Below are 18,409 nucleotides of genomic sequence, written 5' to 3' on the forward strand. Positions count from 1 at the left end.
CGCATACATCCAGTATGCGGACGCTCCTCCGCCTTGCGATGCACCGCATCTGCCGCCGCGCACTGATCCACCACGGATTACGGGACAGCCCTTAGCCACCACGCGCATATGATCTTTGCTCAACTGAGTCGACTTGATAGGGGGAAATATGTCAGGCGAGGGCGCTGCCCACGGGGAACAGCACGAATCAGTCAACGGCTTGATCTCGGCATTCGGAAAGGAAGTCGCCGCAAAGCTCAACGGCCCCGGCGGCGAGGAGGAAGCCCTGACCTCCCCAGTGGAGGGCCTGTTGCGCGGAATGGCCAAGCGCCAGAACATCAGTGCAGTTGCCTACGGTCAGACCAGCATCAAGCGGCTCAGCGCGCGCCCCGACTTCGCTATAGGCGTGGGCAGCAAGATCATCGGTCACGTTGAACTCAAGCGTCCGGGCAAGGGTGTTGACCCCACCGCGTGGCAGGCAAAGAGTCATGATCGTCGGCAATGGGAAAAGATCCGCGTCTTGCCGAACCTCCTGTACACCGACGGGGAGCAATGGGCGCTGTTTCGCGAGGGACAGCAGATTGGCAAGACTGCATTGCTCGCAGGTGACCTGCGTGAGGGCAACGTGGTTCCTGCCGATGAGCAGTTCGCACAGCTCATTGCCATGTTTCTCAGCTGGGCACCCCAGCAGCCGGCCAGTCTCAGCGACTTGGTCAAACGCATCGCCGGCCTGAGCCGCTTGCTGCGCGACGAAGTGGCGGAGCAACTAACTCGCGAAGCTGAAGAGGAAGCGCAGCGCGCCTTCACCATCGTTGCCGATGATTGGAAGAACCTACTCTTTCCTGACGCTACGCCGGAGTCATTCGCCGACCAGTACGCCCAGACGGTCACCTTCGCACTGCTCCTTGCACAGATCGAGGGCATCGATCTGAAAACCCAGCCGCTTCCTGATGTCGCGCGAAAACTGGGCAAGCGCCACGGCCTCATGGGTAAAGCCTTGGCAGTCCTCACCGACGACGCTCTTGACGACCTGCGCGGTGTTGTCGGAGTGCTTGTGCAAGTGATTTCCGCTGTCGACCCCGCTCTGTTCGAGGACGAGACCGGTGACGCCTACCTCCACTTCTATGAGGGGTTCCTCGGCGCCTACGACTCGAAACTGCGGCAGAAGACCGGTATCTACTACACTCCCAGCGAAGTGGTGCGCTTCATGCTGGGATTTACCGACGCTGTACTACGCAGCCGACTAGGGCAAAGCGAGGGGTTCGCAAGTGATGAAGTGACAGTCGTCGACCCCGCCACTGGTACCGGCACATTCCTGATCAACATCATCGACCGCGTCGCCAAGGACGTGGAAAGTGAATATGGGTCGGGTATCAAACCGTCCAAGCTGCGCAAACTTGCCGATCGCCTCATCGGTTTCGAGAAACAGACCGGTCCATACGCCGTGGCCGAACTGCGCATCAGTCATGCCTTCAAAGCTCATGAAGTCGGAATCGCTGACAACGCAGTACGCCTGCATGTCACCGACACGCTGGATGACCCTTCTCTCGAAGTGCGTCTTGGCTTCCACTACGAGGCCATTGCCAAGCACCGTCGGCTTGCCAACAAGGTCAAGACAGCAGAGAACGTAATGGTCGTAATTGGCAACCCTCCCTACCGCGCAGGAGCCAAACGGGCCGGTCTAGGGCGCTGGGTGGTCGAGGGAAATGAGGTCGGCTCCGGGCCCATTCTCGACCAGTTCCGCGCCGTTGGGTCGCGCCATCACGACTATGTCCTGCACAACCTCTACATCTACTTCTGGGCATGGGCGGCTTGGAAAGCCTTTGCCGAGAGCCCGCATGATGGGGCTCACAAAGCGCCGGCTGGAATAGTCGCGTTCATCACCAACGCTGGATACCTGGATAGTCAAGGTACAGCGGGTATGCGCAGTTACCTACGCAAGGCCGCCGATGAAGGCTGGATCATTGGACTGTCTCCCGAAGGCCGACAGTCCAACGCCAGCACGCGGATCTTCCAGGCGATGCAAGAGGAGGTGTGTATTGGTGTTTTCGTCCGCCACGGAGACCCTGACCCAGACACGCCGGCGCACATCCGTCGGCTCGACGTCCCTCCGGGGCGACGCGAGGAAAAGTTCACCTGGCTGGAGAGCCTCGGCATCGACGGTCACCAGGATGGAGCCGGGTGGCAGGATTGCATTTCTGAGTGGCAGGCACCGTTCCAACCTGGTGCCGGAGTGGCTTGGGAGGCCATGCCCACTCTGAACTTGCTCTTGCCCTGGACCACTTCGGGTAATAAGAACAACCGGACTTGGCCGGTCGCTCCTATCCAGGACGTACTCATCGATCGTTGGAAGCGACTCATCAAAGCCCCGAAGAACCACAAGGCCGCCTTGATGAAGGCAACGGACGACCGCACCCCTGAAAAGGCCGAGCCACCGCTACCAGGACACGAGCCCGGTTCGCTGCTCCCGTTGTCAGAAGAGACCGACCAGTCTCCGAAGCTCATCCGATACGGAAGAATGACCTTCGACCGGCAGTGGCTCATCGCCGACCGCAGAGTCATCGACCGCCCCCGACCGCCCCTCTGGTTCGTCCAGGGGCCCGCCCAGGTCTATCTTTCAGAGCTGCACACAGAACCTGGCCGTCCGGGGCCTGCAGTGGGGTTCACCGCACTGATCCCCGATAACCACCACTTCAAGGGTACTCAGGCTGGACGCATAATCCCTCTCCACCGGGATCCCCATGGGCTTCAGGCCAACGTGACTCCGGGTCTCTTGCCAGCATTGGAGCAGGCCATCGGAGTTTCTGTCAGCGCCGAAGACCTCTTCGCCTACATCGCAGGTATCGCAGGCCACGCTGGGTATAGTGAGCGTTACAAGGAAGAACGCACCGCAGGTGGAGTTCGCGTCCCCCTCACCCGAAGCCCAGAGCTCTGGCAACAGGTGACGGAGATCGGTCGTCGAGTCCTATGGCTGCACACTTACGGTGAGCGCTACAGCAATCCGGAAGCCGGACGCCCCCAGAAAACTCCAAGACTCCCTGACGGCATCCGCCCCCTGTGCACCGCCCCTATCGGCGAAACCTTGCACGGCATGCCCGACACCATCGAGTATGACGAAAGTACCCACACACTCACCGTGGGCTCTGGCGCCATTGCGCCGGTTTCACCGGAAGTTTGGGACTACCGGATCGGTGGTGTGCGGGTCGTCGAGAAGTGGTTCGATTTCCGCAAGCGTGAACCTGATGTGGAGCGCCAAACTCCACTGAATGACCGCAACCCAGAGACTTGGCCTCCGGAGTACACCACGGAGCTGTTGAGCCTTCTGAACGTCCTTGGTTCCCTGGTTGCAATCGAACCCGAGCAGGAACGGCTACTCGCTGCTGTAGATGAGGGGAGTCTGATCAGTGTCGATGACCTCACCACGCTGGGCGTACTGCCCGTTCCGCCCTCGGCAGAGAAGAAGCCGGTGCTCCCCCGCTCTACTGGCCAGGATCACTAGCGGGGACCGGCTGCGTAGGACGAGGCGGTCGGGCGTATGCGCCCGATCGCCTGCCGGTCTGTATCTCTGCCATGCTTCCTCTTGGCGTTCGGCCGCATGGATACTGGGCTCACCTTCGGCCCTGGGGGAGCGCCTGGAGCGCGAAGTGGAACCTCGGAGGCCCCAGTGCCCCGCAGAAGGTCGACGTGCCGATGGCTCGCCCAGAGACGGCTCTGTGGTCGCCGCGAACCCTCGTGCGCGGGGCGGGGAGGCGGAGAGCCTTTTGAACGGACGTCAGGGGTAAGAAGGTCGTCGGGTCGGCCGCCCGGTCTTGTGACATCTTGACCTGTCTCGTGTCCTGGGGCCCAGTTGCGGTAGCTAGATGTCGGCCCTCTCGGAAGGCTGATAGTCATGCCTCCTCCCTACCCTCCCGAGTTCCGTCTTCCCGCGCCATCGCACTGGTCAGCGCCGGCAAGTAGTCCGCGGTTCGAGCCGGCATCCATCCAGATATCCCTCCGAGAACGAGGTGGAGCAGGGACATCCCAGGGACTTTTCAGGGACTTTCACGTCTGCCCCATGGAGGTTTCAGGGACTTTTCGCCGCGTAAGCAGGGAAGGCCCTGACAGCACTGAAAGGTACGAACGCGCTGGTCAGGGCCCATCTGCCTAGCACTCGATGATGTTCACCGCGAGCCCGCCCCGGGCCGTCTCCTTGTACTTGACGGACATGTCCGCGCCGGTCTCCTTCATGGTCTTGATGACCTTGTCCAGGGAGACCTTGTGGGTGCCGTCGCCGCGCAGGGCCATCTTCGCGGCGGTGACGGCCTTGACGGCCGCCATGCCGTTCCGCTCGATGCAGGGGATCTGGACGAGGCCGCCGACCGGGTCGCAGGTGAGGCCGAGGTTGTGTTCCATGCCGATCTCGGCGGCGTTCTCGACCTGCTCGGGGGAGCCGCCGAGGACCTCGGCGAGCGCGCCGGCGGCCATGGAGCAGGCGGAGCCGACCTCGCCCTGGCAGCCGACCTCGGCGCCGGAGATCGAGGCGTTCTCCTTGAAGAGCATGCCGATCGCGCCCGCCGCGAGGAGGAAGCGGACGACGCTGTCGTCCTTCTCCTCCGGGGTGGCGCCGCCGGCCGCGAAGTTCATGTAGTAGTGCAGGACCGCCGGGATGATGCCGGCCGCGCCGTTGGTGGGGGCGGTCACGACCCGGCCGCCGGCGGCGTTCTCCTCGTTGACCGCCATGGCGTAGAGGGTGATCCACTCCATCGCGTGGGTCTGCGGGTCGCCCTCGGCCCGCAGCTGGCGGGCGGAGTTCGCGGCGCGGCGGCGGACCTTGAGGCCGCCGGGGAGGATGCCCTCGCGGGACATGCCCCGGCCGACGCACGCCTGCATGACCCGCCAGATCTCCAGCAGGCCGGTACGGATCTCCTCCTCGGTACGCCATTCCTTCTCGTTCTCCAGCATCAGCGAAGAGATCGAGAGGCCGGTCTCCCGGGCCAGCCGGAGCAGCTCGTCGCCGGTGCGGAAGGGGTGGGCGAGGACGGTGTCGTCGGGGATGATCCGGTCGGCGCCGACCGCGTCCTCGTCGACGACGAACCCGCCGCCCACCGAGTAGTACGTCTTCTCCAGCAGCAGCGCGCCGGTCTCGTCGTACGCGTGGATGGACATGCCGTTGGCGTGGTACGGGAGCGCCTTGCGGCGGTGCAGGACCAGGTGCTCGTCCGCGTCGAACGGGATCTCGTGGGCGCCCAGCAGGCTGATGCGGCCGGTGGTGCGGATCTGCTCGACCCGGGCGTCGGCGGACTCGACGTCCACGGTCCGGGGGGACTCGCCCTCCAGACCGAGGAGGACCGCCTTCGGCGTGCCGTGGCCGTGGCCGGTCGCGCCCAGGGAGCCGTACAGCTCGGCGCGTATCGAGGCGGTCGGCGCGAGCAGGCCCTCGTTCTTCAGCCGGCGCGCGAACATCCGCGCCGCCCGCATCGGGCCCACCGTGTGGGAGCTGGACGGCCCGATGCCGATCGAGAACAGGTCGAAGACCGAAATGGCCACGGGGAGACTCCTAGCTGGGCGGACGCCGTTGTCCACCGGCGAAACGAAAAGTGGGGTGGGGGAGCGGAAGGGAGCGGGGGAGGCCCCCGGTGCGGGGGCGGGACCCGGGACCCCTGATACGGAGCGGAGCCCCGTACGGAACGCGGCGGGGCACCGCGCTCACCTTCCAGTGTGCGCGATGCCCCGCCCGACCTGCGAAAAATGCCCGTGAACGGGCGGTTGCTACTTGCCCAGGCCGGGGTACAGCGGGAACTTCCCGGCCAGCGCGGCGACGCGGGCCTTCAGGTCCTCGGAGTCGAACGCGGGCTTCAGGGCCGAGGCGATGATCTCCGCCACCTCGGTGAAGTCCTCGGTCTGGAAGCCGCGGGTCGCCAGGGCCGGCGTACCGATGCGCAGACCGGAGGTGACCATCGGCGGGCGCGGGTCGTTCGGGATGGCGTTCCGGTTGACCGTGATGCCGATCTCGTGGAGCCGGTCCTCGGCCTGCTGGCCGTCCAGCTCGGAGTTGCGCAGGTCCACCAGGACCAGGTGCACGTCGGTGCCGCCGGAGAGGACGGAGACGCCCACCTCGGTGACGTCCGGCTGGACCAGGCGCTCGGCGATGATGCGGGCACCGTCCAGCGTGCGCTGCTGGCGCTCCTTGAACTCCTCCGAGGCCGCGACCTTGAACGACACGGCCTTGGCCGCGATCACGTGCTCCAGCGGGCCGCCCTGCTGGCCCGGGAAGACCGCCGAGTTGATCTTCTTGGCGAGCTCCTGGGTGGAGAGGATCACACCACCGCGCGGACCGCCGAGGGTCTTGTGCGTGGTGGTCGTGACGACGTGGGCGTGCGGCACCGGGTTGGGGTGCAGGCCCGCGGCGACCAGGCCCGCGAAGTGCGCCATGTCGACCATCAGGTACGCGCCGACCTCGTCCGCGATGCGGCGGAAGGCGGCGAAGTCCAGCTGGCGGGGGTAGGCGGACCAGCCGGCCACGATCAGCTTCGGCTGGGACTCCTTGGCGAGGCGCTCGACCTCGTCCATGTCCACGGTGCCGTTCTCACCGACGTGGTACGGGACCACGTTGTAGAGCTTGCCGGAGAAGTTGATCTTCATGCCGTGGGTCAGGTGACCGCCGTGGGCCAGGTTCAGACCCATGATCGTGTCGCCCGGCTTGAGCAGCGCGAACATCGCGGCGGCGTTCGCCTGCGCACCGGAGTGCGGCTGGACGTTCGCGGCCTCGGCGCCGAAGAGCGCCTTGATGCGGTCGATCGCGATCTGCTCGACCACGTCGACGTGCTCGCAGCCACCGTAGTAGCGGCGGCCCGGGTAGCCCTCGGCGTACTTGTTGGTGAGGACGGAGCCCTGCGCCTCCATGACGGCGACCGGAGCGAAGTTCTCCGAGGCGATCATTTCGAGGGTGGACTGCTGGCGGTGGAGCTCGGCGTCGACAGCGGCGGCGACGTCCGGGTCCAGCTCGTGGAGGGAGGAGTTGAGAAGCGACATCAGGCGGTCCCTTGGGTCTCAGTTGCCGGAGAACTCGGTGTATTCGTCGGCGGTGAGCAGGTCCCCCGGCTCCTCCGCGATGCGAACCTTGAACAGCCAGCCACCCTCGAAGGGGGCGGAGTTCACCAGGGACGGGTCGTCCACCACGTCCTGGTTCGCCGCGGTGACCTCGCCGGTGACCGGCGAGTACAGGTCGCTGACGGACTTGGTCGACTCCAGCTCGCCGCAGGTCTCGCCCGCGGTCACCGTGTCGCCGACCTCCGGAAGCTGGGCGTACACGACGTCACCGAGCGCGTTGGCCGCGTACTCGGTGATGCCGACGGTCGCCACGCCGTCCTCGACGGCCGACAGCCACTCGTGCTCCTTGCTGTACCGCAGCTGCTGGGGGTTGCTCATGACCTGAATTCTCCTGTACGCGGGTGAGTGCTGATGAACGATGGTCTTACGGGATGAGACGCGACTGCGTCACGTTCGGCCCGGTGGGCGGGGCGTGGGCGGGGCGCGACGGGCCCCGACGCCTACTTCTGACGCTTGTAGAAGGGCAGGGCCACGACCTCGTACGGCTCGTGGGTGCCCCGGATGTCGACGCCGACGCCCTCGGTGCCGGGCGCGGCGAACGCCGCGTCCACGTACGCCATGGCGATCGGCTTGCCCAGCGTCGGGGAGGGGGCGCCGGAGGTGACCTCGCCGATCACCTTGCCGTCCGCGACCACCTGAAAACCGGCGCGCGGCACCCGGCGGCCCTCGGCGACCAGGCCGACGAGCTTGCGGGGCGGGGCGGTCTCGGCGCGCTCGGCGGCGGCGGTGAGCGCCTCGCGGCCCACGAAGTCGCCCTCCTTCTCGAACTTCACGACCCGGCCGAGGCCCGCGTCGAACGGGGTCAGCGCGGTGGTCAGCTCGTGCCCGTACAGCGGCATGCCCGCCTCCAGGCGCAGCGTGTCGCGGCAGGAGAGCCCGCAGGGGATCAGGCCGTGCGGGGCGCCGGCCTCGGTGAGCGCCTGCCAGAGGGCCTCGGCGTGCTCGGGGGCGACGAAGAGCTCAAAGCCGTCCTCGCCGGTGTAGCCGGTACGGGCGATGAGCGCGGGCACCCCGGCGACCGTGCCGGGCAGGCCCGCGTAGTACTTCAGCCCGTCCAGGTCGGCGTCGGTGACGGCCTTCAGGATCGCGGGGGACTCGGGGCCCTGGACGGCGATCAGCGCGTACGCGTCGCGGTCGTCGCGGACCTCGGCGTCGAAGCCGGCGACCCGCTCGGTCAGGGTGTCGAGGACGAGCTGGGCGTTGCCCGCGTTGGCGACCACGAGGTACTCGGTCTCGGCCAGGCGGTAGACGATCAGGTCGTCCAGGATGCCGCCGTCCTCGCGGACGATCATCGTGTAGCGGGCCCGGCCGACGCCGACCGTGCCGATGTTGCCGACGAGCGCGTGGTTCAGGAAGCGGACGGCCTCGGGGCCGGTGACGGCGATCTCGCCCATGTGGGAGAGGTCGAAGAGCCCGGCGCGGGTGCGTACCGCGTTGTGCTCGTCACGCTCGCTGGCGTACCGCAGCGGCATGTCCCAGCCCGCGAAGTCGGTCATGGTCGCGCCCAGCGAGCGATGCAGCGCATCGAGGGCGGTCGTACGGGGGGCGGTGCTCATGAGGTGTGGCTCCCAGGGCGCAGGGCATGACGACGAGGACGGTCCCTCCCCATCTGTCATCGGAACCTGAGAGGTTCGCCGAGAGGCCCCTGACGGGTCGGCTTGCACCTTGGGTGGAGCCGGTGAACGGCTCGCTTTTCAGATCTGCCTCATCCACGCGGTACGGGGCCTGAGAGATTCAAGGGAGGAACTTGCTCCTTCGGCGCCCGGCACACACGGTGGCCGGGACTCTCCCGCGTGGATTCAAACGGCCGGTATGCAGTTGCGCGCACATCATCGCACGCAGGGCGGACCGCCTCGGCGCCCGGTACCCCCGCCCCCTGCCGCAGCCCGGCCTCCCGTCCGGGGCCCTTGCCGCGCATTACCTTTTCTTTACACTTTGTGGGCAGGTGTGGGGTGACTCGACAGGGGGAGTGCCGATGTCGTTGCGACCGTACGCGGGGGTGGTGCGGTGGGGGGTCGCGGTGCCGCAGGCACCACCCGCCGCGAAGAAGGGGCCGCCGGCCGTGCGCGACCTGCGCGGCGGGGCGGGGGACGGACCACGGCGGCTGGAATTCGCCCCCGGGGACGTCGTCGTCGTCTCCGGGCTGCCCGGCAGCGGCAAGTCCACCCTGATCCGGCGCGCGGTCACCACCCGCGCCATCGACTCCCAGGACACCCGGGACCGCTTCGCGGCGGCCCTGCCCCGCTTACTCCCGTACGCCCTCTACCGCCCGCTGGTCCGCGCCGCCCACTACTACGGGCTGCTCCGAGCGCTCCGCTCCGGCGAGGCGGTCGTCGTCCACGACTGCGGGACCCAGACCTGGGTCCGCCGCTGGCTGGCCCGACACGCAGTGCGCCGGGGCCGCGCCCTCCACCTGGTTCTGCTCGACGTGACCCCCGAGGCGGCCCGGGCGGGCCAGCGCGAACGCGGACGCGGCGTCTCCGGGTACGCCTTCGCCCGGCACCGGCGCGCGGTCGGCCGGCTGCTGCGCGACACGGAGCTCGGCCTGCTGCCCCCGGGCTGCGCCTCCGCCGTACTGCTGGACCGCCCGGCGGCGGGAGCACTGCGGGCCATCGCCTTCCCATGGCCTCCCGGCGGCGGGGCCCCGTCGGTGCCGGTTTTGACGTCGGTGCCGGCGCCGGGACGGCGACGCCCGTCGGCGGTTACTGTTTCTGCCGCAGGACACGGTCGAGTAGAGGACACAGAGGCAGTGGACATCCCGGCACAGATGCCGCCCCAGCAGCTCCAGGGGTGGCCGGCGAACGAGCTCGAAGAAGTACTCAGCGCCTCGCTGGGCGTCCCCGAGGCGGCCGGCCGGCTCGTCGAGGTGCTCGGCCGCAGCCAGGTCTGGATCCCGCTGCCCAACGGCGGCAGCCCCGCCAGCGCCGACCTCGACCTGCCGACGATCGAGCTCGACGGCGCCGCCTTCGTGCCCGTCTTCAGCTCCGAGGCGCAGTTCCTCAGCTGTGTCGGCACCCATCTCTCCTTCGCCGTCGCGCCGGCCCGCGAGTTCGCGCGCGGACTGCCCCCGCAGCTCGGCATCGCCGTGAACCCGGGCGGCGCGGTCGGGCTCCCGCTGCTCCCCGCCGCCGTCGCCGAGCTCTGCCGCACCGGGAACACCCCGCTGGACGGACCGGCCGGCGGCGGCCGGGTGCGGCTGTGGGAGCCGGACTGGAAGGAGGAGCCGGTCGACTTCCTCGCCGCCGTCTCCGCGGAGTTCCGGCAGACCGGCCTGGTCGCCACCGCCCGGCGCGCCCTGGCCAGCATCGAGGGCGGCGACCCCGTCCTCTTCATCGGCGTCTGCGGATTCCAGGCGACGATGTGGGACGAGACCACGCGGAGCGTCCCCCTGGACGCGCTGGGCCGGGCGCTCGGCCGCGTGCAAGTGCCGTGGCCCGTCAACCTCGTCCTCCTCGACGTGGCCCAGGACCCGGTCGGCGACTGGATGGTGGAGAAGGTGCGGCCGTTCTTCCAGTGAACCGCTCTTCCGGTGAACCGCTCCGCCGGTGAACCCCTTACCCCGTGAGTCTCCCGGCACGGCCGTTCATCCGGGAGGGCGGAGAGCGGCCGTGCCGTACGGGCCGGCCGCCCTTCTCCGGAGGCGGGTTGCGGGCCCGCCGTTGTCCGGCATGTCGGGTGGTGGCGTCAAGTCGGTGTCAGTAAGGGCGCATAAGCTGGTTTGATGGCGAGGTCGCTCCCGCACGCCCGGGGGCGTCCGCGCGACACGGTGAATCGACGAGGGGCGGGACCCAGGGTGAGTGCGTCAGGCACGGCGGCGGCCGGGCAGGTCGAACACATGCTGCGCCAGGTGACCCCCGGGCGCTTCGACACGTACGAGGAGCTGCTGAAGGCTCTTTCGGACGGCCAGGTCTGGATGCTGCTCTGGCACGGCACGGCCGGTTCCCCCGACGCCCAGTACGGCAACATCGGGGTGGACGGCCTCGGTTACGCCCCCTGCGTGACCTCTCCCCAGGAACTCGCGGCCAGCGGCTGGAACCGCGCCCACGAGGTGATCACCGGCCGGGAGATCGCCCGCTCGCTCTTCCCCGACCACTGGGGAATCTGGCTCAACCCGCACACCCCCGGTGGCGGCGTCGGCATCCCCTGGCTGGACCTGCGCCGGATCGCCACCGGACTCGACCGGCTCCCCGCGGGACCGCTTACCCTCTCCGAACCCGCCGTCGAGATCCCGCAGTTCTACGCGCTGCTGTCGCAGAACGCGCACCGCACCCCGGCGATCCGCTCGCTGCGCCGCGCCTGGGTGCAGCCCGCGCTCGGCGCCCCCTACCTCGCCATCGGCCTCGACCTCTACGACACCGGACGGGCCGCCGTGGAGTCGGCCCGCGCGATGATGGGGCAGACGATCGGCGCCGTCCCGGACGGGCTCCCCGTCTCCACGGTCGCCATGTCCGACGACTACGACCCGGTCGCGATGTGGCTGCGGGCCAACGCCCGTCCGTTCTACGACCGGGAGGCGCACGCGCAGCCCGTCGCACCGCCGTCCGCCGCTCGCGGTTACGGCTACCCGCCCGCGTACTGACGCGCCCGCACCCCTCCGGCTCCCTCCCTGGCGCGCACGCGCCCAGGCGCTGTCCGGCCGTGATCCGCCGGACACCGCCCGACTGCCGCGAGCTGCCCGGAAGCCGGTCGCGCCGACCGCCACGGGGCCGTTGTGGCCCGTTTTACCTCCGGTCGTGCCGACTGGCCGTCATGTCCGCTTAGCGGTTTCCGGGTGGTGAACATCGAACTCGTCGGTCTGTGTGTCCATTTGTGCGTCGAGCGCCTACCGTTCGCGGGGTGTAATCCGGTGTTCGGATAACGGTAGACCCAGGACAGCATCACGGTTGCGCATACTTTCCCCGTCAGCTCTGGCGACTGATCGCGTACACGCTGAAGACTCCCGTGTCAGGCATGGGGTCGCCGATTCCGTGAGCGAGTGCAGAACGAAGATCAGCTGCTCAGCGGGGGCGCATCATCTGTGGCCACTGGGCAATCTCATAGGCAAGGCGAGCCGTCTACAGCGGCGTTGCAATGGCCGGTGACCACCGGCTGGAAGGGTCAGGGCGCTGTGACCGCACCGATCGAGACCACCGGGGCGGCTGCCGGGACGCAGCCGGAGGCTGTGCTCGACGAGGGCATCAAGTCCCAGGAGATCGTCGGGCGTTCGCTCGGGCGTATCGCCTGGATCCGCTTCAAACGGGACAAGATCGCCGTTGTCGGTGGTGTCGTCGTCGTGCTGCTGATCGTGATCGCCGCCCTGTCCCGGCCGCTCCAGTCCCTGCTGGACCTCGATCCGAACGCCTTCCACCAGGACCTGATCGACAGCAACACCTCGCTGCCCAAGGGCGGCTTCGGCGGCATGAGCCTCGATCACCCGCTCGGTGTGGAGCCGAAGTTCGGGCGTGACATCCTCGCCCGCATCCTGGAAGGCTCCTGGGTGTCGCTGGTGGTCGCGTTCGGCGCCACCGTGCTCTCGAACGTCATCGGCACCATCCTCGGTGTGGTGGCCGGGTACTACGGCGGGCGGGTCGACTCCGTCATCAGCCGCCTGATGGACACCTTCCTCGCCTTCCCGCTCCTGCTGTTCGCGATCGCCATCTCCGCGACGCTGCAGGGCGGTGCCTTCGGGCTCGACGGGCTGCCGCTCCACATCAGCGTGCTGATCTTCGTCATCGGCTTCTTCAACTGGCCCTACCTGGGGCGGATCGTCCGGGGGCAGACGCTGGCCCTGCGTGAGCGCGAGTTCGTGGACGCGTCCCGCGGCATGGGGGCCGGCGGCCCCTACATCCTCTTCCGGGAGCTGCTGCCCAACCTGGTCGGCCCGATCATCGTCTACTCGACGCTGCTCATCCCGACCAACATCATTTTCGAGGCGTCGCTCAGCTTCCTGGGCGTCGGCATCCAGCCGCCCCAGGCGTCGTGGGGCGGCATGCTCAACCAGGCGGTCGACTACTTCCAGATCGATCCCCAGTACATGGTCGTGCCGGGCCTCGCCATCTTCGTCACCGTGCTCGCGTTCAACCTGCTCGGTGACGGTCTCCGCGACGCTCTCGATCCGCGCAGCCGCTGACTCCGTCCGCGGAGAGAGCTCCACAAGTTTCCGACAATGGAGGGGATTCCGACCATCATGCGAAGGTCATCACTTGCCGCTGTTGCGGCCCTGGGCAGCGTGACCCTGCTGCTCGCCGGCTGCAGCAAGGCAGACGACGGAAAGAGCGACGGCGAGATCAAGTCCGCCGGCGCGGACGCCGCGACGAAGGATGTCGTCAACGCCTCCACCGAGAAGGGTGGCACGGTCACCTACGCGATGTCGGACGTCCCGGACTCGTTCGACCCGGGCAACACCTACTACGCGTACATGTACAACTTCAGCCGGCTGTACGCCCGCCCGCTGATGACCTTCAAGCCGGACGCCGGCGAGAAGGGCAACACGCTCGTCCCCGACCTCGCCTCCGAGCCGGGCACCCAGAGCGACGGCGGCAAGACCTGGACGTACAAGCTGCGCGCGGGCCTCAAGTACGAGGACGGCTCGCCGATCACGTCCAAGGACGTCAAGTACGCCGTCGAGCGCTCGAACTTCGCGCGTGACGTCCTCTCGCTCGGCCCCAACTACTTCCAGCAGTTCCTGGAGGGCGGCGACAAGTACACGGGTCCGTACAAGGACAAGAGCGCCGAGGGCCTCAAGTCCATCGAGACGCCGGACGACACCACGATCGTCTTCCACCTGAACCAGGCCTTCCAGGAGTTCGACTACCTGGTCGCCACGCCGCAGACGGCCCCGGTCCCGCAGGCCAAGGACACCGGCGTCGACTACGTCAAGAAGATCGTGTCCTCGGGCTCGTACAAGTTCCAGAGCTACACCGAGGGCAAGCAGGCCGTCCTGGTGCGCAACGAGAACTGGGACGAGAAGTCCGACCCGCTGCGCAAGCAGTACCCGGACAAGATCGTCGTCAACCTGAAGGTCAACCAGTCGACGATCGACCAGGACCTCCAGTCCGGTGACACGCTGGTCGACCTCCAGGGCAAGGGCGTCGAGACCCAGACCCAGGCCCAGCTGGTCAGCGACCCGAAGAAGAAGGCGAACACCGACAACACCTACGGTGGCCGGCTGGTCTACGCGGCGATCAACACCAAGGTGAAGCCGTTCGACAACGTGGAGTGCCGCAAGGCGGTGCAGTACGCCATCGACAAGGTCTCCGTGCAGACCGCCGAGGGCGGCAGCATCCGCGGCGACGTCGCCAGCACCGTCCTCCCGCCGGACATCACCGGTTACGAGAAGGCGGACGCCTACGCGACCGACGGCAGCGAGGGCGACGAGGCCAAGGCCAAGGAGCACCTGAAGGCCTGCGGCCAGGACAAGATCACGACCAGCATCACCGCGCGCAGCGACCGTCAGGAAGAGGTCGACGCGGCCACGGCGATCATCGCGTCGCTGAAGAAGGTCGGCATCGACGCCTCCCTGAAGCAGTACCCGTCGGGCAAGTACTTCACCGACTACGCGGGCGTCCCCGCGTTCAACCTGAAGAACAACGTCGGCATCATGATGATGCAGTGGGGCGCCGACTGGCCGTCCGGCTACGGCTTCCTGCAGCAGATCCTGAACAGCAAGGCGATCGGCGAGTCCGGCAACACCAACCTCTCGCAGTTCGAGAACAAGACCGTCGACGCGAAGCTGGCCGAGGCCATCGCCGCGCCCGACGTCGCCCAGCGCAACAAGCTGTACGCGGAGATCGACCAGACCACCATGGACGAGGCGGTCCTCGTTCCGCTGACCTACTTCAAGGTCCTGCTGTACCGCTCGCCGTACGCCACCAACCTGGTGTCCACGTCGGCCTTCAGCGGTGAGTACGACTACCTCAACATCGGCACGACCAAGAAGTAGCAGCCCCGGAAGGCAGGTGAAGGCATTGGTTGCCGCAGGCCGAAAGGTCTGCGGCAACCGGCGCCGATCCCCGTGATCTCGTACATCCTCCGCCGGACGGTCGCGGCAGTGATCCTGCTGCTGGTCGTCACGGCGGTCACCTTTGGCATCTTCTTCCTGCTGCCCCGGCTCGCCGGCCAGACCCCCGACCAGCTGGCGCAGCAGTACATCGGCAAGAGCCCCACGGCCGCGGACATCGCGGCGGTCAAGCACAACCTCGGCCTGGACCAGCCCGTCTACCTCCAGTACTGGCACTTCATCAAGGGGATCGTCGGCGGAGCCACCTACGACCTCGGCCCCACCACGGCGCACTGCGGCGCGCCGTGCTTCGGCTACTCCTTCAAGAACCACATCGAGGTCTGGCCGGAACTCACCTCGCGCCTCCCGGTGACGCTCTCGCTCGCCGCGGGCGCCGCGGTGATCTGGCTGCTCTCCGGCGTCACGGTCGGAGTGATCTCCGCGCTCAAGCCGGGCTCGTTCTTCGACCGCACCTTCATGGGCGTCGCCCTCGCGGGTGTCTCGCTGCCCATGTTCTTCACCGGCCAGCTGGCGCTGCTGCTCTTCACCTACCAGTGGCCGATCTTCGGCCGGACGTACGTCCCGATCACCGAGAACCCGGCACAGTGGGCCAACACGCTGGTTCCCGCCTGGTGTTCACTGGCGCTCCTGTACTCCGCCGTCTACGCGCGGCTCACCCGCTCGGGGATGCTGGAGACGATGAACGAGGACTTCATCCGCACGGCCCGCTCCAAGGGCCTGTCCGAGCGCACGGTGGTCACCCGGCACGGCCTGCGCGCCGCGCTCACGCCGATCATCACCGTCTTCGGCATGGACCTCGGCCTGCTCCTCGGCGGCGCGCTCATCACCGAGCGGGTGTTCTCCCTGCACGGCATCGGCGAGTACGCGGTGCAGGCCATCACCGACAACGACCTGCCGCCGGTCCTCGGCGTGACCCTGCTCGCCGCGTTCTTCGTCGTGCTCTGCAATCTCCTGGTGGACCTTCTCTACGCCGCCGCCGACCCGCGGGTGAGGCTCTCGTGACCGAACTGTCCAAGACCGGCGCAGCAGTGGGCGACCCGGTTCCCGCGGCCGGATCGGCGGCACCGACCGCCTTCCTCGAAGTACGCGACCTGAAGGTGCACTTCCCGACCGACGACGGGCTGGTCAAGTCCGTCGACGGGCTCAGCTTCCGCCTGGAGAGGGGTCAGACCCTCTCCATCGTGGGCGAGTCCGGCTCCGGCAAGTCCGTGACCTCCCTGGCGATCATGGGCCTGCACCGGCTCGGCGCCCGGGGCAAGAACGTGCGGATGTCCGGCGAGATCTGGCTGGACGGCAAGGAGCTGATCGGTGCCGCGCCCGACGAGGTCCGCCGGCTGCGCGGCCGCGACATGGCGATGATCTTCCAGGACCCGCTGTCCGCGATGCACCCGTACTACACGGTCGGCAACCAGATCGTGGAGGCGTACCGCGTCCACAACGACGTGACCAGGAAGGCCGCGCGCAAGCGGGCCGTCGAGCTGCTGGACCGGGTGGGCATCCCCGAGCCGGCCCAGCGCGTCGACAGCTACCCGCACGAGTTCTCCGGCGGCATGCGCCAGCGCGCGATGATCGCGATGGCGCTCGCCAACAACCCGCAGCTGCTCATCGCCGACGAGCCCACCACCGCGCTCGACGTCACCGTGCAGGCGCAGATCCTCGACCTCATCCGGGACCTGCAGAAGGAGTTCGACTCCGCGGTCGTCCTCATCACGCACGACCTCGGCGTGGTCGCCGAGATCGCCGACCAGGTCCTCGTCATGTACGGCGGCCGGTGCGTGGAGCGCGGACCGGTGGACGCGATCTTCTCCCAGCCCCAGCACCCGTACACCTGGGGTCTGCTCGGTTCGATGCCCCGCATCGACCGGGAGCAGACCGAGCGCCTCGTCCCCGTCAAGGGCCAGCCGCCGAGCCTCATCAACGTCCCGTCGGGCTGCGCCTTCCACCCGCGCTGTCCGTACGCGGACATCCCCAAGGGCGGCATCACCCGTACCGAGCGCCCCGACCTCCAGGTGGTCGGCAGCGGGCACTTCTCCGCCTGCCACCTCCCGACGGAGGACCGCACGCGGATCTGGACCGAAGAGATTGCGCCGAAGCTGTGAGTGAGACGACGAAGACGGACACGGCCGGGGCCGGGCTCCCGCGGCAGGCGAAGGCGGCCGAGGACCGGGAGGTGCTGCTGAAGGTCGAAGGGCTGGTCAAGCACTTCCCGATCAAGAAGGGCATCCTGCAGCGGCAGGTGGCGGCGGTGAAGGCCGTCGACGGTCTCGACTTCGAGGTCCGCAAGGGGGAGACCCTGGGCGTCGTCGGTGAGTCCGGCTGCGGCAAGTCGACCATGGGCCGGGTGATCACCAAGCTGGTCGAGCCGACCGCCGGCAGGATCGAGTTCGACGGCCGTGACATCACGGACCTGAAGACCGGCGCGATGCGGCCGCTGCGCCGCGACATCCAGATGATCTTCCAGGACCCGTACGGCTCCCTCAACCCCCGCCACACCATCGGCTCCATCGTCTCGGCGCCGTTCAGGCTCCAGGGCGTGACGCCCGAGGGCGGGGTGAAGAAGAAGGTCCAGGACCTCCTGCAACTGGTGGGCCTGAGCCCCGAGCACTTCAACCGCTACCCGCACGAGTTCTCCGGCGGCCAGCGCCAGCGCATCGGGATCGCCCGCGCGCTCGCGCTCAACCCGAAGCTCGTGGTGGCGGACGAGCCGGTCTCGGCGCTCGACGTGTCGATCCAGGCGCAGGTCGTCAACCTCCTCGACGACCTGCAGAACGAGCTGGGTCTCACCTACGTGATCATCGCCCACGACCTCTCGGTGGTCCGGCACGTCTCCGACCGGATCGCGGTCATGTACCTCGGCAAGATCGTGGAGCTGGCCGACCGCGACTCGCTCTACAAGACGCCGATGCACCCCTACACCAAGGCGCTGCTCTCGGCGGTGCCGGTACCGGATCCGAAGCGCCGGGCGGCCAGGAGCGAGCGCATCCTGCTCAAGGGCGACGTGCCCTCGCCGATCTCGCCGCCGAGCGGCTGCCGCTTCCACACCCGCTGCTGGAAGGCGACGGAGGCGTGCACCACGCTGGAACCGCCGCTGGTCACGCTGAAGACCGGACACCAGGTCGCCTGCCACCACCCGGAGAACGCGCCCGACCGGATTCCGGGCGAGACCGTGCTGGAGACGGCGCGGGACGCGGTGGAGATCGTGGTCCCGAAGCGGGCACAGGACCCGGAACCGGCCGCGACCGCGGAGGCATCCGAGGCGCCCGGGGACTCCGGGACCGCCGCCGAGCCGCAGGTCCCGGGCGCCGACGCGGACACGGGGGACGGCCCGAAGGAGTAGCACCG

The 18,409-nt window shown here is 68.0% G+C and carries 12 protein-coding genes, 1 pseudogene and 1 riboswitch; of the genes and pseudogenes, 9 read left to right on the forward strand and 4 right to left on the reverse strand.

The window, feature by feature from the left end; all coding sequences use genetic code 11:
* Positions 1–199: 199 nt before the first annotated feature.
* Positions 200–3,478: a type ISP restriction/modification enzyme gene (locus ACWCWD_RS13755; protein ID WP_450772730.1), complete on the forward strand. Its 3,279-nt coding sequence runs from the start codon at positions 200–202 to the stop codon at positions 3,476–3,478.
* 644 nt (positions 3,479–4,122) lie between these two features.
* On the opposite strand, the gene ACWCWD_RS13760 is transcribed toward ACWCWD_RS13755, so the two are convergent.
* From ACWCWD_RS13760 to gcvT, 4 genes are all read right to left on the reverse strand, one after another.
* A complete protein-coding gene (locus ACWCWD_RS13760) occupies positions 4,123–5,505 on the reverse strand; it encodes an L-serine ammonia-lyase (protein ID WP_390962540.1) in 1,383 nt (460 codons plus the stop codon).
* A gap of 222 nt (positions 5,506–5,727) precedes the next feature.
* Positions 5,728–6,990, reverse strand: coding sequence for a serine hydroxymethyltransferase (gene glyA, locus ACWCWD_RS13765; protein ID WP_450772731.1), 1,263 nt, complete (start codon positions 6,988–6,990; stop codon positions 5,728–5,730).
* Positions 6,991–7,008: 18 nt separating this feature from the next.
* Positions 7,009–7,386, reverse strand: a complete 378-nt coding sequence (gcvH, locus tag ACWCWD_RS13770) for a glycine cleavage system protein GcvH (RefSeq protein WP_450772733.1) — start codon at positions 7,384–7,386, stop codon at positions 7,009–7,011.
* Positions 7,387–7,508: 122 nt separating this feature from the next.
* Positions 7,509–8,624, reverse strand: a complete 1,116-nt coding sequence (gene gcvT, locus ACWCWD_RS13775) for a glycine cleavage system aminomethyltransferase GcvT (RefSeq protein ID WP_450772735.1) — start codon at positions 8,622–8,624, stop codon at positions 7,509–7,511.
* A 148-nt stretch (positions 8,625–8,772) separates the two neighbouring features.
* Positions 8,773–8,870: riboswitch (glycine riboswitch) on the reverse strand.
* A gap of 173 nt (positions 8,871–9,043) precedes the next feature.
* Here gcvT and ACWCWD_RS13780 point away from each other — a divergent pair.
* From ACWCWD_RS13780 to ACWCWD_RS13815, 8 genes and pseudogenes are all read left to right on the forward strand, one after another.
* Positions 9,044–9,532 (forward strand): annotated as a pseudogene (locus ACWCWD_RS13780) (AAA family ATPase); the annotation flags it as partial.
* A gap of 285 nt (positions 9,533–9,817) precedes the next feature.
* Positions 9,818–10,585: an enhanced serine sensitivity protein SseB gene (locus ACWCWD_RS13785; RefSeq protein WP_450773040.1), complete on the forward strand. Its 768-nt coding sequence runs from the start codon at positions 9,818–9,820 to the stop codon at positions 10,583–10,585.
* A 276-nt stretch (positions 10,586–10,861) separates the two neighbouring features.
* Positions 10,862–11,647 (forward strand): enhanced serine sensitivity protein SseB C-terminal domain-containing protein, encoded by a 786-nt coding sequence (locus ACWCWD_RS13790; RefSeq protein WP_450772736.1) that lies wholly within the window; start codon positions 10,862–10,864, stop codon positions 11,645–11,647.
* A 528-nt stretch (positions 11,648–12,175) separates the two neighbouring features.
* The gene (locus ACWCWD_RS13795) at positions 12,176–13,177 is read left to right on the forward strand and encodes an ABC transporter permease (protein WP_450772738.1); all 1,002 of its coding nucleotides are present in this window, start codon (positions 12,176–12,178) and stop codon (positions 13,175–13,177) included.
* A gap of 57 nt (positions 13,178–13,234) precedes the next feature.
* On the forward strand, positions 13,235–14,989 hold the full coding sequence (locus tag ACWCWD_RS13800; protein WP_450772740.1) for an ABC transporter substrate-binding protein: 1,755 nt from the start codon (positions 13,235–13,237) through the stop codon (positions 14,987–14,989).
* A gap of 72 nt (positions 14,990–15,061) precedes the next feature.
* Positions 15,062–16,069 carry an ABC transporter permease gene (locus ACWCWD_RS13805; RefSeq protein ID WP_450772741.1) on the forward strand — a complete coding sequence of 336 codons (1,008 nt, stop codon included), beginning with the start codon at positions 15,062–15,064 and terminating at the stop codon, positions 16,067–16,069.
* Entirely contained in the window at positions 16,066–17,166 is a 1,101-nt protein-coding gene (locus ACWCWD_RS13810) for an ABC transporter ATP-binding protein (RefSeq protein ID WP_450772742.1), read from the forward strand. The genes ACWCWD_RS13805 and ACWCWD_RS13810 overlap by 4 nt, the downstream gene beginning before the upstream one ends.
* The gene (locus ACWCWD_RS13815; RefSeq protein ID WP_450772743.1) at positions 17,163–18,404 is read left to right on the forward strand and encodes an ABC transporter ATP-binding protein; all 1,242 of its coding nucleotides are present in this window, start codon (positions 17,163–17,165) and stop codon (positions 18,402–18,404) included. The genes ACWCWD_RS13810 and ACWCWD_RS13815 overlap by 4 nt, the downstream gene beginning before the upstream one ends.
* The last annotated feature ends 5 nt before the right edge of the window (positions 18,405–18,409 follow it).

This window comes from Streptomyces sp. NPDC001493 (assembly GCF_053597235.1).

Coding starts and splice junctions, on each gene's coding strand:
- glyA (WP_450772731.1), bottom strand. CDS start 6,990: ATGTCGCTTCTCAACTCCTCCCTCCACGAGCTGGACCCGGACGTCGCC.
- gcvH (WP_450772733.1), bottom strand. CDS start 7,386: ATGAGCAACCCCCAGCAGCTGCGGTACAGCAAGGAGCACGAGTGGCTG.
- gcvT (WP_450772735.1), bottom strand. CDS start 8,624: ATGAGCACCGCCCCCCGTACGACCGCCCTCGATGCGCTGCATCGCTCG.
- ACWCWD_RS13800 (WP_450772740.1), top strand. CDS start 13,235: ATGCGAAGGTCATCACTTGCCGCTGTTGCGGCCCTGGGCAGCGTGACC.